Below are 14,661 nucleotides of genomic sequence, written 5' to 3'. Positions count from 1 at the left end.
TGTTGTAAAATTATATTATTGCATATAATGTTAATCATTTTATAAATTTTCATTCATTTATTTATATTTAAGTGAATGAAAAATTTTTTTCATGTAATAATAAATCATTTATTGTGGAGGTAAATAAATGTCAAACTCAACATTAATTAGAAATCTCTATAGAAATACTAGTGATTTCGCATCAAAAGAAGTAACAATTACAGGATGGATTCGTACATTAAGAGCATCAAATGCATTTGGATTCATCGAAGTTAATGATGGTTCTTTCTTTAAAAATATACAGGTAGTAGTCGACGATAAACTTGATAATTTTAAAGAAATTTCAAAGCTTCCAATAAGCTCATCAATAAAAGTTGTTGGAACATTAGTTGAAACACCAGATGCTAAACAGCCTTTTGAAATTCATGCAAAAGAAGTTTCAATTGAAGGAATGTCAAATTCTGATTATCCTCTTCAAAAAAAGAGACATACTTTTGAATACTTAAGAACTATAGCACATTTAAGACCAAGAAGTAACGCATTTTCTGCAACATTCCGTGTTCGTTCAGTAGCAGCTTATGCAATACATAAATTCTTCCAGGATCAAGACTTTGTATATGTAAATACACCTTTAATTACTGGAAGTGACTGTGAAGGTGCAGGAGAAATGTTCAGAGTAACAACTTTAGATCCTAAAAATCCTCCACTTACTAAAGATGGTAAAGTAGATTTCTCAAAAGATTTCTTCGGAAAAGAAACAAATCTTACAGTATCAGGACAGCTAAACGCTGAAACTTATGCTTTAGCATTTAGAAATGTTTATACTTTTGGACCTACATTCAGAGCGGAAGATTCAAATACAACAAGACATGCTGCTGAATTCTGGATGATTGAACCAGAAATAGCATTTGCAGATCTTTCTGATGATATGGATCTTGCTGAAGCAATGCTTAAATACGTAATAAAATATGTAATGGAACATTGTCCTGAAGAAATAGAATTCTTCAACAAATTTGTTGATAAGGGTTTAGTTGACAGACTTAACCATGTAGTAAACTCTGATTTTGCAAGAGTATCTTATACAGAAGCTGTTAAAATATTAGAAAAAGCTTCAAAGCCATTTGATTACCCAGTATCATGGGGAATTGATCTTCAAACAGAACATGAAAGATACTTAACAGAAGAACACTTTAAGAAACCAGTTTTCGTAACTGATTATCCTAAGGAAATAAAAGCATTCTACATGAAAATGAATAAAGACAACAAAACAGTTGCAGCTGCTGATCTTTTAGTACCTGGAATTGGAGAAATCATAGGTGGAAGCCAAAGAGAAGAAAGCCTTGATAGATTAAAGAAGAGAATGAAAGAGCTAAATCTTAACGAAAAAGATTACTGGTGGTATTTAGAACTTAGAAAATATGGAGAAACTATGCATTCAGGATTTGGTCTTGGATTTGAAAGACTTATCATGTATGTAACAGGAATGACTAACATAAGAGACGTAATACCATTCCCTAGAACACCAGGAAACAGCGAATTTTAATTTGTTAATTTTGGCAGTATAGTAGATTATGCTATACTGCCTTTTTTATTTTGATTTATTATCAACGTCGCGCACATTTTAATGCATACAAAAAAGAGGCTTTTTAAACCTCCTTATATTATATATCTAATTTCTATTTATTTTTAAAAATACTTTTACGCATTCATTACAGTTGTCTTTATTTTTATTAATTTCAGAAATATTCAATTCATATTTAGCTCCTTTATTAATAAATCCATACACTGCTTCGCTGTAATATCTTGGAATATATCCAATCAAAATATTATCTTCATTATTTATTTTCACTGCACATGAATCATATTTATTAGTTGGCTCTAATTCTAAATATAATTTTTCTCCATTATTTAAAGTGATACTATTATTACAACAAGTTCCATCACAACCTGCATGATGCCTAAAACCAGCCACATAAAAATTTCTCTCTACAGGCTCTTCTCCATTATCTAGTATAGGATCAATAAACTCAATAGTGTCAATCGGCAGACGCCCTCCACTTTTCTTTAATAGCTCATATTCATTATATTCATTTAATCCATATTTTTTAGAATAGCATTAATTCCCTTTCTTCTTTTATCTGGTACTCTACTACGAAAAGAAGGAAATAGCTTATCACTAGAATATTTCTTTTTTTTAAGAATGAAAAATATAGTTTTCTTTAAAACAAAAAATAACGTAAAAAGATTTCAATAAGCAAATCTTCTACGTTCTTAATTTTTATAACTTTGCTTCTATTTGTTTTAAACGAGGGAATTCATATATTTCAAGAGGCATCTTTTTAAGAGCTTCTATTGTCTTATCAAAATTGTGTATAAGATCTAGTCCTCTTTCTTCAAGATACATCTGAATAGAGGTATTTTCCCAATCTACATATCTTGAATAGCTGTCCCTTTCTTTTATATATTTTTTAAATTCATCCGAATCTTTAAATGCTTCCATGATTTCATTACATAAAAATAAGTTACATACGTAACTTCTAAACTCAGGTTTCATGGTGCATCCCACTTTTGGTTTTACAAATGGGCATGTTCTAAAGAATAAAGTTTTATCTTTTATCTTTTGTTCATCTTTATCAAAACCTTTTTTCATATGTTCATCATACATTTTTTTATCAAAATCTCCAACTGCATGAATATAATAGTTATAAATTTTTGTTTGAGGCCGCTTTATAATCATCTTTAAATTATCCATTCCCTCATCACTTTTAACCATTTTATGTATTTCGTATAAATTGAATTTTGGAAAATAAAAACAACAGCCTCTATTTTTTATATGTCCTAAATTTCTCCCGATAACACTGCTACATTTACCGCAGGCATTACATATAAGCTGGGGAGCTTTTGAGTCAAGCTTTAAATAAATCTGTATCATATCCTGATCTCCCATTTTTTGATATTTCAAATATATTATATAATATCCTGCAAATAAAGTTAAATTTTGGTTTTAAATCTCATTAATAATAGAATCTATTTTTTTCATAGCTTCGTAAATACTCTGCTGTCTTTCTTCTTCAGTAGTTCCTGTTTTATCTACAAGAAGTTCTTGAAACTTTTTTATTCCCATAGCTTTAAACACATTTTCTACATAATTTAATCCTTTATTCATAACCATTCTAAGTGCCCATGGTATTGCTGCTCCTGATGACTGAATATATACTGCTGATCTATATTTATCATTAAGTAATCCTTCAACTTTCTTTTCCTTTATAGATATAGTTTTTCCATCCATAACGATACAATCAATATATTCTTTAAGGGGTGCAGGGAAAGATAGACTCCACATAGGTGCTGCTATTACATAAACATCTGCTTCCTTAAACTGCTCTGTAAGACTTATCATAGTTTTTACTTCATCTTGATCTTTTTTGCTTAAAGTTTCTATTGATTCTGCATTTAAAAGAGTATTTCTCCCTTCAAAATATTTGTATTCAAGCCTTGGTATATGGCATTTATAAAGGTCTACCTCTTCAGCAGTATAATCACTATTTTTTTCTATAAATCTATTTACAAATGCTCTTCCTACAGTCTTACTTGATGACATATTTTCTGGTTTTGAATTAACTGTTATATATAATAATTTTTTCATAAATTCATTTCTCCTTAAGTTAAACTTTTCTAAATTAGTATGTCATAAATTAATGCAATCTATTCTTAAATAACGGCTTCACATATTGTTTTGTGTAGTTATTTAAATTTCTTAGTGCTATAATAATAATAATAAAGTAAAGGTTTTATTTTAAAAATAATTAAATGGAGGAATACTTATGAATATTTTAGTATTAGGCGGAGCTGGATACATAGGCTCTCATGCTGTATCTAAATTAATAAAAGAAAATAATAAAGTTATCGTTATTGATAATCTTCAAACAGGACATAGAGAAGCTTTAGATATTAAAGCTAAATTTTATGAAGGAGATATAAGAGACAAGAAATTCCTTTTAGATGTTTTTGCTAAAGAAGATATAGACGGAATAATTCATTTTGCTGCTAATTCAATTGTTCCTGAATCAATGAAAGCACCTCTTAAATATTTTAATAACAATATTTACGGAACTCAAATCGTTCTTGAAGCAATGAAAGAAGCAGGAATTAAAAATATAGTATTCTCTTCATCTGCTGCAACTTATGGAGAACCTAAAAAAATTCCAATAACAGAAGATATGGAAACTTGCCCAACTAATCCTTATGGAGAAACAAAACTCATAATGGAAAAAATGATGAAATGGTGCGATATGGCATACGACATAAAATATGTAGCACTTAGATATTTCAACGTTGCAGGTGCTGAAGAAGGCGGTAATATAGGAGAAGATCATAATCCTGAAACACATCTTATCCCTATAGTTTTACAAGCAGCTATGGGAAAAAGAGACTGTATAACAATATGCGGTGAAGATTACCCTACAGACGATGGTACATGCGTTCGTGATTATGTTCATATTGAAGATTTAATAGATGCACATATTTTAGCAATGAAGTATCTATTAAACGGTGGAAAAAGTGATGTATTTAACTTAGGAAGCAGCGAAGGCTTCTCAGTTAAACAAATTGTTGAAACTGCAAGAAAAGTAACAGGAATCAACATTCCATCTAAAATAGGTCCAAGAAGAGGTGGAGATCCTGCAAAGCTTATAGCTTGTGCTGATAAGGCAAAAAAGATTCTTCATTGGAATCCTAAAAAGACTTTCATTGAAAAAATTATTGCTGATGCATGGACATGGCATAAAAATCATCCAGAAGGATATAAAACAAAATAAGTTATCCACATATAAAAAAGAACTTTCCACAAGTTATCTATATTTTTTATAATAACCTGTGGAAAGTTTATTTTTTAATTAATAATCAAGAGTTATAACTTTTCCTTCTTTTAAACTCTTTTTAACATCTATAATTCTCTGATTAGAAGATCCTCTGAATTTAAGTCCTTCTTCTTTTTTGTCCTCCTGAAATTTTCCATCAACAAGTACATCTATTATATTAATGAAATCTCTCCAGCCTTTTTTATCATCTAAATGCTCTAGTATATATTCAAAAGTATATCCTGTGTAGCTCCAGATATTTAAGTTAGCTTTCTTAAAAGCTTTAGCCATATAACTAAATTTATCTGCCTGCTCTAAAGGATCTCCACCACTAAATGTAACACCTTTAAGCATAGGATTTTCTAAAACATCTTTTATAAGTTCATCCATATCTTTTTCTACTCCGCCATTAAAATCATGAGTTTCAGGATTAAAGCAGCCTTTGCAATTATGTCTACAGCCCTGAGCAAAAAAAGCTCTTCTCATTCCAGGTCCATTAACAAGGGTCTCATGCTCTATCCCTGCAAGTTTTATATTCTTATCCATGTATCCAACTTCTTTCTATAACTACTCTAGTAAAAACTATAACCTAATTATATCATTACTATAGCACTTATCTAAAAATTATTTATTAAAAAAGAGCTTCTGCAATAAAGCAAAAACTCTTTTAAGTATTTTTTATAAGAAAATCTTCTTTATAATTTTATCTGTTATTCTTAACATAATTAAGTCTTCCACCAGCTTTTATTACAGCTATTTCTTTTTCTGTAAGTTCAACTTTGACTTCAAACTTCAATCCATTAGTTTTATTAATAACTGTAACTTTTCCACTGTCTAATGCATCTTTAACTCCGTCTATTTCAAAATCATCTAAAAGATTTATATTATCATAATCTTCAGCTTTTAAGAAAACCATAGGAACAATTCCATTGTTAATTAAGTTTGCCTTATGAATTCTTGCAAATGATTTAGCAATAACACCTTTTATTCCAAGATAAAGTGGTGCTAAAGCAGCATGTTCTCTGCTTGATCCTTGACCATAGTTTTCTCCTGCAACAATAAATCCTCCGTTATTTTCCTTAGCTCTCTTTGGAAAATCTTTATCTATTGTGCTAAAACAGAATTCAGAAAGATATGGAATATTTGATCTAAATGGTAATAGCTTTGAATTTGAAGGCATAATATGATCTGTTGTAATATTATCCTCTACTTTAATCACAACTTTACCAGAAATATCATCAGTTAATTCACAATTTAATGGGAATGGCTTTATATTAGGTCCTCTTACTACTGTAACTTCAGCATTTGTTGGTGCTGGAGGAATTATCATAGAATCATCTATTATAAATCTCTCTGGCATTTTAATATCAAGATCTACATCTAACATTTCTCTTGGATCTGTTAAATATCCATTAATTGCAGAAACTGCTGCAGTTTCAGGACTTACTATATATATTTTTCCTGATAAAGTTCCACTTCTTCCATAGAAATTTCTATTTACAGTTCTAAGTGAAATTCCATTTGTTCCTGGCGCCTGACCCATTCCTATGCATGGTCCACATGAATTTTCAAGAATTCTTGCTCCTGCACTTATGATATCAGCTAACGCACCATTTCTAGCTATCATTTCCATTACCTGTCTTGAACCTGGTCCAATAACTAAACTTACATTAGGGTTTACTTTTTTTCCTTTTAATATTCTTGAAACTTTCATAAGATCCATATAAGAAGAATTTGTACAGCTTCCTATAAATACTTGATCAACTTTAATCTTTCCAGCATCATTTACTGTAACAACATTATCAGGGCTATGTGGTTTTGCTGTAAGAGGCTCAAGTTCATCTAAATTTACTTCTATTTCTTCATCATATATAGCATCTTCATCAGGTTTAAACTCTATAAAATCTTCTTCTCTTTTCTGTGCTTTAAAGAATTCCAATGTTCTTTCATCACTTGGGAATATAGATGTTGTAGCTCCAAGTTCTGCACCCATGTTTGTAATTGTGGCTCTTTCTGGAACTGAAAGAGTCTTAACTCCTTCTCCTGCATACTCAAATACTTTCCCTACTCCGCCTTTTACTGTTAATTTTCTTAATACTTCAAGAATAATATCTTTTGCAGATACCATCTTATTTAATTTTCCTTTTAAATTAACTTTAACTACTTTTGGAGTATTTATATTGTATGCTCCACCTCCCATGGCAAGTGCAACATCAAGTCCACCAGCTCCCATGGCAAGCATTCCTACTCCTCCTGCTGTTGGAGTATGACTGTCTGAACCTATTAAAGTATCTGCTGGAGTTGAAAATCTTTCAAGAAATATCTGATGACATATTCCATTACCAGGTTTTGAAAAATATACTCCGTATTTTGATGCTACTGTCTGAATAAATTTGTGATCATCAGCATTTTCAAACCCTTGCTGAAGCATATTATGATCAATAAATGCAACTGATTTCTTTGTTTTTACTCTATCAATTCCCATAGCTTCAAGCTGAAGATATGCCATAGTTCCTGTTGAATCCTGAGTAAGAGTTTTATCAATTTTTAAACTTATAGGCTCACCTATTTTAAGCTCTCCTTCTACTAAATGACTTTTTAATATCTTATAAACTAAATTGTCTCCCAACTTATAATCACCCCTGTAAATTATTTATTCATTCGCTTAATTATTTTTCTTTGATTCATATTCTTTATAAATTTGTGCAAGTTCTTTATCAAAAAGGCTTCTCTTAAGTCTTACTGATGTAGATCTTACAATTTCTAATATTCCCTTAGATTCTTCATCTGTTAGGTCTATGTTATATTCTTTAAACTTGTTCTTTATAGCGGCTCTTCCAGAATGTTTTCCTATTACAATCTGTCTTTGAAGTCCTATTATACTTGGATCAAATGCTTCATAATTATGAGGATCTTTTATAGCACCATCTGCATGTATTCCAGACTCATGTGCAAACATGTTTGAACCAACTATAGCTTTCCATTTAGGAAGTTCTCTTCCAGATGCTCTTGATACATATTCAGATAAATCTTTAAACATATGTGTCTTGATTCCATCTTCTTTAAATCCACATACTATCATAAGTGCCATAAGAACTTCTTCAAGTGCAGCATTTCCAGCTCTTTCTCCAAGACCATTAACGGTTACTCCTACATGAGATGCTCCGCCTTTTATTCCTGCAAGTGCATTTGCTGTTGCCATACCAAAATCATTATGTGTATGCATTTCTATATCGAAATGAGTTTTGTCATGAATATATTTAATATCCTCACATAATTTAAATGGCTCCATTATTCCAACTGTATCACAATATCTAAATCTATCTGCTCCTGCACTCTTAGCTGCATTTATAAATTCAACTAAGAAATCTCTATCTGCTCTTGATGCATCCTCTCCATTAACAGAAACATATAGCCCATTTTTCTTTGCAAATTCTACAGATTTTACCATGTTTTCAAGAACCCATCCTCTGGATTTTTGAAGTTTATGTTTTATATGAATATCTGAAACTGAAACTGAAACTGCAACTGCATCAACTCCACAGTCAATTGACTGCTCTATATCACCTATTACTGTTCTATTCCAAGCCATAATGCTTGATTTTAAATTTCTCTTTACAATTTCTTTAATTGCCTGTTTTTCATCTCCACCCATTGTTGGAATTCCAACCTCGAGCTGATCTACTCCAAGTTCACTCAGCATTTCTGCTATCATAACTTTTTCTTGATTTGCAAATACAACTCCTGCTGTCTGTTCCCCATCTCTTAATGTAGTATCTACAATTGTTACCTTTTGACCTGTTTTTTCATTAAAAACTGACATAAAAATCTTCCCCCCAAAATATTTATATTTGCTTTATTCCTTCTGATGCAATATAAATATAATATCATAACTGATAATACATATACAAGTGTTTTTGCAATAAAAGTGACCTTTCAATTCACTAAAAGCACTTTTTTTTATAAAATTAAGTCTCTTTTTTGTTATTCCTGCAAGTTTTTTTGCTCTTGTTGCATTTTTCTAATTTTACTTAATATTTAATTTTTAAAAAATAAAGGACAGATATAGAAGATTTTCCATTATTTAAAATCTTCTATATCTGTCCTTTTATATTCAGTTTCTAATTTACTTTTTTATCTCTAATGTTTAAGCATATCTATGAACATGAGTCTTTGTATTAGTAAGTCTATCTTCTCTTTCAGCAGCTTTTCCTGCTCCAAATCTTTCATCAAGACTTAAATATCCAGTAACTCTTGATATTCCTTGAATGTCTGTGCTTCCACAATTAGGGCATTTACTTTCATTGTTAGTAAGATAAGTTCCACAGTTTTTACAATATTTTATATGGAAGTTAATTCCCATATAGCTTATATTAGTTTTAGTATATGCATACCTAACAATATCCATTATTGTTTCTTCTGTAGGACAATCATCAACTTCAAGATAACTTATATGTCCACCATTGCAAATCTTATGATATGGTGCTTCAATATCAATCTTATCCTTTATTGAAATTGGGAATCCTACTGGTATATGGAAACTATTTGTATAATATTCCTTATCAGTTACTCCATCTATTTTTCCAAATACTTTTTGATCTTGTTTTATAAACTTTCCAGATAATCCTTCTGCAGGAGTAGCATAGCAGCTCCAGTTAAGCTTAAGTTCTTTTGTAAGCTTATCGCAGTATTCTCTTATATGTCCTATTATCTTTAATCCAAGCTCTCTTGAAACTTTATCTTCTCCATGATGCTTTCCTGTAAGTGCAACTAGAGTTTCTGCAAGACCTATAAATCCAACTCCCCATGTTCCCTGTTTTAATATAGGTTCAATAGAATCGTCTGGTTTAAGTCCTTCAGAGCCTTTCATAAGTCCCTGTCCTGCAACGAATGGAAGGTCTTTTACTCTAAGATGTTTAAGGACATCATATCTATCTAATAATGAGTCTTTAGCAAGTTCTAATCTCTTATCTAAAATATCAAAGAATTTATCTAAATCCTTACCAGCTTGAAGACCTATTCTTGGAAGATTTATAGTTGATGGTGCTATATTTCCTCTTCCTTCACATCCTGGCTCTCCATTTATATTGCTCATTATATAAGTTCTACATCCCATTGTAGCTGGAACGTATCCCATATCGTAATATTTCTTATTAAAGTCTGCATCAATATTCATAAATGTAGGATTCATTCTCTTAGATGCAACTCTACATGCTATCTTAAATAAATAATAATATGGATCATTTTCTTCTCTATTAATTCCATCTTTTACTCTGAAAATTATATTAGGAAATATCGGCTGCTCACCTTTTCCTAATCCTTTTTCATATTCTTCAAGAAATGCTTCACATACAAGTGCTGCATCCTTGCTCTTTGGAAGACCTATATTTACAGAACTAAATGGCACCTGAGAACCTGCTCTTGAATGCATTGTATTTAAATTGTATACAACGCCCTGCATAGCCTGATGAACTCTCTCTACAAGTCTTTTAGAAACAAGTTCTTCTAATTTATCATCAGGAACTCCAATTTCCTTAAGCTGCTTTCTTACTTCCTGTCTTGTAGGTTCTACAAATGTTCCCATATCATTATCAAAATCAGGATGAGACTGTCCGCCAAACATATCATTCTGTGTTGACTGAAGAAGAATACATGAAAGCTCTGCAGCAGTTTCTATTCTTCTTGGTCTATTTATAGTTCCATATCCAGTATTAAATCCATTTACAAGCATTTTTTTAGTTGGTATATGAAGACAGTTTACTGTTAAATTATAACTATCTAAATCATGATAATATAAATCTCCATTTTCATGAGCTTTTGCAAGCTTTTTAGGCATTAAAGCTAAATTATGCCATTTATTTGATTCAGATGCAATTCTTAAAAGTTTTGAACTAAAGTTATTTCCAACATTAGCATTGTCTCTATCTGTTTCAACTCCAATCTTCTGAATTGTTCTCATAAGATCAGATTTTATATCTCTTATTTTTGTTCTTTCTCTTCTGTATGCGGAATATGCATTCGCAATATTAGTATACCCTTCCTTTTTTAGTGCTCTTTCAACAAGATTCTGAATTTCTTCAACAGATACCTCATTTTTTTCTTCTTCTTCTATATAAGTAATTACTTTCTGTACAGTATCAAGCACTTCACTTTCTTTAAGATTCAAACCGATTTCAACCGCTGAACCATTAATGGCATTAACTATTTTTTCAGGATTAAATTTTACTTTCCTGCCATCTCTTTTCACAACATATAGCATTCTTACTACCTCCACAACACAATATATAGTATGTTTTTGACTACCAACATATTATACTTTAATATATTCACCTAATCAACAATTTATTTTTTGAGCATAAAGCCAAATTTTATATTTAAATCTTATATCCTCTAATTCTCTTCATTTTTGACGGATTTTTATATGTTTCTACCGCTTGACTATAATACACCTTTTTTAATGTATGGTAAATACTACTGTCCACATATTTTAAATTATGTAAATATAGATTTAAAAAATAATCATATCACTATTGATATAGTTATCAGTAATGATATAATTATTATATTAATATTTAAGGAGGATACTATTATGGAAAAAATAGCACTAATAACAGATAGTGCCTGTGATTTAAAAAGAGAATACGCAAATGAACATAATATAGAGATATTACCATTTAAAATAATATTTTCTGATAAAGAATATGATGACGGTATTGATATAACACCTAAAATGCTCTACAGCATGCTTCCAAATGAAATACCTACAACATCGCTTCCAAGTACAGAGAAGTTTATATCCGCTTTTAAGAGGCTTAAATCAGAAGGATATACTCACGCTATAGTAATTACAATATCAAGTGGTCTTTCAGGTACATTTAATGCTGCACGACTTGCTGCAGAAACTTATACAGGTATAGACGCATTTGTATTTGATTCAATGACTCTTACAATGGCAGAAGGTGCAATGATATTAAACTGCGAGAGATTCATAAAAGAAGGAAAATCTTTTGAAGAAATAAAAAGTCTTCTTCCTTCATTAAGAGATAAAATTGATGTTTATTTTACAATGAATTCATTAGAATATTTAAGAAAAGGCGGACGTATTGGAAAAGTTTCTGGAACAATTGCCGATGCTTTAAACTTAAAACCTATAATAGAAGTTGGTGATGACGGAATATATCATACTGCATATAAAATAAGAGGAATAAAGCAATCAATAACAAAACTATCAAAAATAATTAAAACATATACTGATAAAAATAAATGCAAGCTATGGATTATGGATGGGGACGCTCCAGAAAAAGCTCAATCTTTATATGAACTTATAAAAGACTATCCTAATATTGTAGAATGTACACTTGGAGGAGAAATCGGTCCTGCTTTAGGAGTACATACAGGTTCTGGTCTTATTGGTTTTATTATCGAAAAGGTAGACTAATATGAATACTTATATATCAAATAAAGATATAAAAGCTGAAGAAAAACGACTTTATGATGATTATAAAAAAAAGCTTTCTAAATTAAAAAAGCAAATAAGCAATAAGCCTTCATCATGTCAGGTATTTACAAAAGGCCTTCTTCCAATTTATGTACTTTATATACTTTCTATTGAGCCTTCCAATGGAAATGATATATCGCATAAAATTGGGAAAAGGACTCAAAATAAATGGACTCCAAGTACTGGAGGTATTTATCCTCTTTTAAAGCGTCTTGAAGAAGACGACCTTATTGAAGGCAACTGGGATGATCCAGATAAAAAGTTTCAAAAAATATATAAAATAACTGAAAAAGGATTAAACGAATTTAATCTAAAAAAAACCATATTAAAGAAACAAATTGAAGATTCACTTGAAGTATTTAATATGATATATAGTGATTTATATAACTGATATTATTAGCCATAATTATGTAACTAGTGTATAATAATTATGCTGATTTAATATCAGTTATAATTTTTTAGGAGGCTTTTTATGAATATTTTAAGTGACTGGGGAGTGCAGATATCTAAAACAATATCAAATATTCCACAAGGTTTTTCGCAAATAGGTAGTAATCTTACTTCTATTATAGCCTTAGTAGGCGTTTTACTTATATTATTACTCCTACTTAAAGTCAACAAAACCAAATTTACACCTCAGCTTATGACCAGAATAGGAATAGCTTTAGCTCTCGCAACAATATTAAAGATTTTAAGACTATATCATTTTCCACAAGGTGGAAGCATTACGCTCGGAAGTATGGTACCTATACTAATAATCGCATTTATGTATGGTCCATATGTGGGATGTTTTACAGGTTTTTTATTTGGAATTATTACATTTTTTTTGGATCCTTATATACTTCATCCTATTCAAGTTCTTTTTGATTATCCTCTTCCATTTACAGCACTTGGGATTGCAGGATTCTTTAGACTTAAAAAATATAGATGGGTAGGTGGAACGCTCGCAATCGTATTAAGATTTATATGTCACTTTATTTCAGGCGTTGCATTCTTTGGATCATTTGCTCCTGAAGGGATGTCACCTGCTATTTACTCACTTTTTGTTAATGGTCCATTTATGGCTGTTGAAGGAATTATATGTCTTGTAATAATGTCAGTCCTTCCGATAGATAGAATCATAAACAATTCAAAATAAATAGGAATAAAAAAAGCGGCATATAGCCGCTTTTTTATTCTTCAACACTTATTGCTGCAACTGGACAAGATTCTTTTGCTTCTTTTACTTGATCTTCGTATTCTGAAGGTACATCGTCTAATATACATCCAGCCTTACCATCGTCCTCAATTTCAAAACATTCACTACATATTGATGGACATAATCCACATGCAACACACTCATCTTTATTTACTTGAACTTTCATGAATATTCATCCTTTCTTTTCGCATAATATTCTGTACAATAAAATATTATTTCCCAAGAAATATTTTTTATTCATTAAAAGAAATCTATAATCTAGTAAAGCCCTCCAAATATCATTGAGTAAATATCATTACTAAGTATATACTGTTCTGCTACTTTATCTTCTAAAGCTTGTGTAAGTTCAACATTTATAGGAAGTTCACCTATTAATGGAATTCCAAGATAAGCCGCATTTTCATCAGATGACTTTTTACTAAATACTCTTACTTTAGTATCACATTCGGGACATCTTATATAAGCCATATTTTCTACTACACCTTTAATATTAAGCTTAAGCTTCTGAGCCATAATTACTACTTTTTTAACTATCATAGATACCATATCTTGAGGTGTAGAAACAATTATAATATCTTTTATAGGGAATTCCTGCATAACTGTAAGTGCAGTATCTCCTGTGCCTGGAGGCATATCAATAAGTAGAAAATCTAGTTCTCCCCAGTGTGTCTGTGTAAATAACTGTTTTACTACTCCTGTTATTACAGGTCCTCTCCATATTACAGGTTCTTCTTCAACAGGTGTAAGAAGATTCATTGAAATAACTTTTATTCCTGTTGATGTTACAACTGGTTCAAATTTTACTTTATCATTATCAAGAGGTATTATCTTTCCTCTTTCTTCATTGATTCCAAAGAATCTAGGCATAGAAGGTCCTGTAATATCTGCATCAAGAACTCCAACCTTATATCCCTTGCTAGCTAAAATTGTAGCTATTATTCCAGTTACAGTAGATTTTCCTACTCCACCTTTACCACTTACTATACCAATAATATTTTTTATTTTTCCAAATTCAGATCCAACCTTAGGTATCTGTGTTTCACATCCATCACCTTTTGTTGAACATTTATCTTTACTTGGACAATTATCACAACTTGACATGAATTAATCCTCCTCTTGTTTATAAT

General features: G+C 30.6%; 14 protein-coding genes. 5 read left to right on the top strand and 9 right to left on the bottom strand.

The features are described 5' to 3' along the window. Positions 1-127 precede the first annotated feature (127 nt). Positions 128-1,522 carry an asparagine--tRNA ligase gene (gene asnS / locus MTX53_RS00645; protein ID WP_244834267.1) on the top strand — a complete coding sequence of 465 codons (1,395 nt, stop codon included), beginning with the start codon at positions 128-130 and terminating at the stop codon, positions 1,520-1,522. Between the two features lie 126 nt (positions 1,523-1,648). On the opposite strand, the gene MTX53_RS00640 is transcribed toward asnS, so the two are convergent. From MTX53_RS00640 to MTX53_RS00630, 3 genes are all read right to left on the bottom strand, one after another. Next, positions 1,649-1,951 carry an HIRAN domain-containing protein gene (locus MTX53_RS00640; protein WP_244834266.1) on the bottom strand — a complete coding sequence of 101 codons (303 nt, stop codon included), beginning with the start codon at positions 1,949-1,951 and terminating at the stop codon, positions 1,649-1,651. Between the two features lie 306 nt (positions 1,952-2,257). Continuing rightward, the gene (locus MTX53_RS00635) at positions 2,258-2,911 is read right to left on the bottom strand and encodes a hypothetical protein (protein WP_244834265.1); all 654 of its coding nucleotides are present in this window, start codon (positions 2,909-2,911) and stop codon (positions 2,258-2,260) included. A gap of 72 nt (positions 2,912-2,983) precedes the next feature. After that, positions 2,984-3,625 carry an NAD(P)H-dependent oxidoreductase gene (locus MTX53_RS00630; protein ID WP_244834264.1) on the bottom strand — a complete coding sequence of 214 codons (642 nt, stop codon included), beginning with the start codon at positions 3,623-3,625 and terminating at the stop codon, positions 2,984-2,986. A 178-nt stretch (positions 3,626-3,803) separates the two neighbouring features. Between MTX53_RS00630 and galE the strand changes: the two genes are divergently transcribed. Next, positions 3,804-4,796 (top strand): UDP-glucose 4-epimerase GalE, encoded by a 993-nt coding sequence (gene galE / locus MTX53_RS00625; RefSeq protein ID WP_244834263.1) that lies wholly within the window; start codon positions 3,804-3,806, stop codon positions 4,794-4,796. 78 nt (positions 4,797-4,874) lie between these two features. Here galE and nrdG read toward each other — a convergent pair whose 3' ends face one another. The 4 genes from nrdG to MTX53_RS00605 all read right to left on the bottom strand — a co-directional run bounded on the left by nrdG (position 4,875) and on the right by MTX53_RS00605 (position 11,097). Then, positions 4,875-5,384: an anaerobic ribonucleoside-triphosphate reductase activating protein gene (nrdG, locus tag MTX53_RS00620; RefSeq protein ID WP_244834262.1), complete on the bottom strand. Its 510-nt coding sequence runs from the start codon at positions 5,382-5,384 to the stop codon at positions 4,875-4,877. Positions 5,385-5,541: 157 nt separating this feature from the next. Beyond that, entirely contained in the window at positions 5,542-7,467 is a 1,926-nt protein-coding gene (locus tag MTX53_RS00615; protein WP_244834261.1) for an aconitate hydratase, read from the bottom strand. 36 nt (positions 7,468-7,503) lie between these two features. Further along, positions 7,504-8,661 (bottom strand): homocitrate synthase, encoded by a 1,158-nt coding sequence (gene nifV / locus MTX53_RS00610; protein WP_244834260.1) that lies wholly within the window; start codon positions 8,659-8,661, stop codon positions 7,504-7,506. A 324-nt stretch (positions 8,662-8,985) separates the two neighbouring features. Further along, the gene (locus MTX53_RS00605; protein WP_244834259.1) at positions 8,986-11,097 is read right to left on the bottom strand and encodes an anaerobic ribonucleoside triphosphate reductase; all 2,112 of its coding nucleotides are present in this window, start codon (positions 11,095-11,097) and stop codon (positions 8,986-8,988) included. Positions 11,098-11,427: 330 nt separating this feature from the next. On the opposite strand from MTX53_RS00605, the gene MTX53_RS00600 reads away from it, so the two are divergent. From MTX53_RS00600 to thiT, 3 genes are all read left to right on the top strand, one after another. Then, positions 11,428-12,276 (top strand): DegV family protein, encoded by an 849-nt coding sequence (locus MTX53_RS00600; protein ID WP_244834258.1) that lies wholly within the window; start codon positions 11,428-11,430, stop codon positions 12,274-12,276. Between the two features lies 1 nt (position 12,277). Continuing rightward, positions 12,278-12,727: a PadR family transcriptional regulator gene (locus MTX53_RS00595; protein WP_244834257.1), complete on the top strand. Its 450-nt coding sequence runs from the start codon at positions 12,278-12,280 to the stop codon at positions 12,725-12,727. An 81-nt stretch (positions 12,728-12,808) separates the two neighbouring features. Then, positions 12,809-13,474, top strand: coding sequence for an energy-coupled thiamine transporter ThiT (gene thiT, locus MTX53_RS00590; RefSeq protein ID WP_244834256.1), 666 nt, complete (start codon positions 12,809-12,811; stop codon positions 13,472-13,474). Positions 13,475-13,508: 34 nt separating this feature from the next. Here thiT and MTX53_RS00585 read toward each other — a convergent pair whose 3' ends face one another. Together MTX53_RS00585 and MTX53_RS00580 are read right to left on the bottom strand one after the other, a co-directional pair. Next, on the bottom strand, positions 13,509-13,700 hold the full coding sequence (locus MTX53_RS00585) for a ferredoxin (protein WP_244834255.1): 192 nt from the start codon (positions 13,698-13,700) through the stop codon (positions 13,509-13,511). A 92-nt stretch (positions 13,701-13,792) separates the two neighbouring features. Further along, positions 13,793-14,635, bottom strand: coding sequence for an Mrp/NBP35 family ATP-binding protein (locus MTX53_RS00580; protein WP_244834254.1), 843 nt, complete (start codon positions 14,633-14,635; stop codon positions 13,793-13,795). Positions 14,636-14,661: the final 26 nt, after the last annotated feature.

This window comes from Clostridium sp. BJN0001 (genome assembly GCF_022869825.1).
Taxonomy (GTDB): Bacteria; Bacillota; Clostridia; order Clostridiales; family Clostridiaceae; genus Clostridium.
Note: the sequence above shows the minus strand (reverse complement) of the source record. Positions and strands in the feature narration are given on the sequence as shown.

Bases quoted from the DNA above. Each gene is read 5' to 3' on its own strand.
- asnS (WP_244834267.1), top strand. From the start codon at position 128: ATGTCAAACTCAACATTAATTAGAAATCTCTATAGAAATACTAGTGAT.
- MTX53_RS00635 (WP_244834265.1), bottom strand. From the start codon at position 2,911: ATGATACAGATTTATTTAAAGCTTGACTCAAAAGCTCCCCAGCTTATA.
- MTX53_RS00630 (WP_244834264.1), bottom strand. From the start codon at position 3,625: ATGAAAAAATTATTATATATAACAGTTAATTCAAAACCAGAAAATATG.
- galE (WP_244834263.1), top strand. From the start codon at position 3,804: ATGAATATTTTAGTATTAGGCGGAGCTGGATACATAGGCTCTCATGCT.
- nrdG (WP_244834262.1), bottom strand. From the start codon at position 5,384: ATGGATAAGAATATAAAACTTGCAGGGATAGAGCATGAGACCCTTGTT.
- nifV (WP_244834260.1), bottom strand. From the start codon at position 8,661: ATGTCAGTTTTTAATGAAAAAACAGGTCAAAAGGTAACAATTGTAGAT.
- MTX53_RS00605 (WP_244834259.1), bottom strand. From the start codon at position 11,097: ATGCTATATGTTGTGAAAAGAGATGGCAGGAAAGTAAAATTTAATCCT.
- MTX53_RS00600 (WP_244834258.1), top strand. From the start codon at position 11,428: ATGGAAAAAATAGCACTAATAACAGATAGTGCCTGTGATTTAAAAAGA.
- MTX53_RS00595 (WP_244834257.1), top strand. From the start codon at position 12,278: ATGAATACTTATATATCAAATAAAGATATAAAAGCTGAAGAAAAACGA.
- thiT (WP_244834256.1), top strand. From the start codon at position 12,809: ATGAATATTTTAAGTGACTGGGGAGTGCAGATATCTAAAACAATATCA.
- MTX53_RS00585 (WP_244834255.1), bottom strand. From the start codon at position 13,700: ATGAAAGTTCAAGTAAATAAAGATGAGTGTGTTGCATGTGGATTATGT.
- MTX53_RS00580 (WP_244834254.1), bottom strand. From the start codon at position 14,635: ATGTCAAGTTGTGATAATTGTCCAAGTAAAGATAAATGTTCAACAAAA.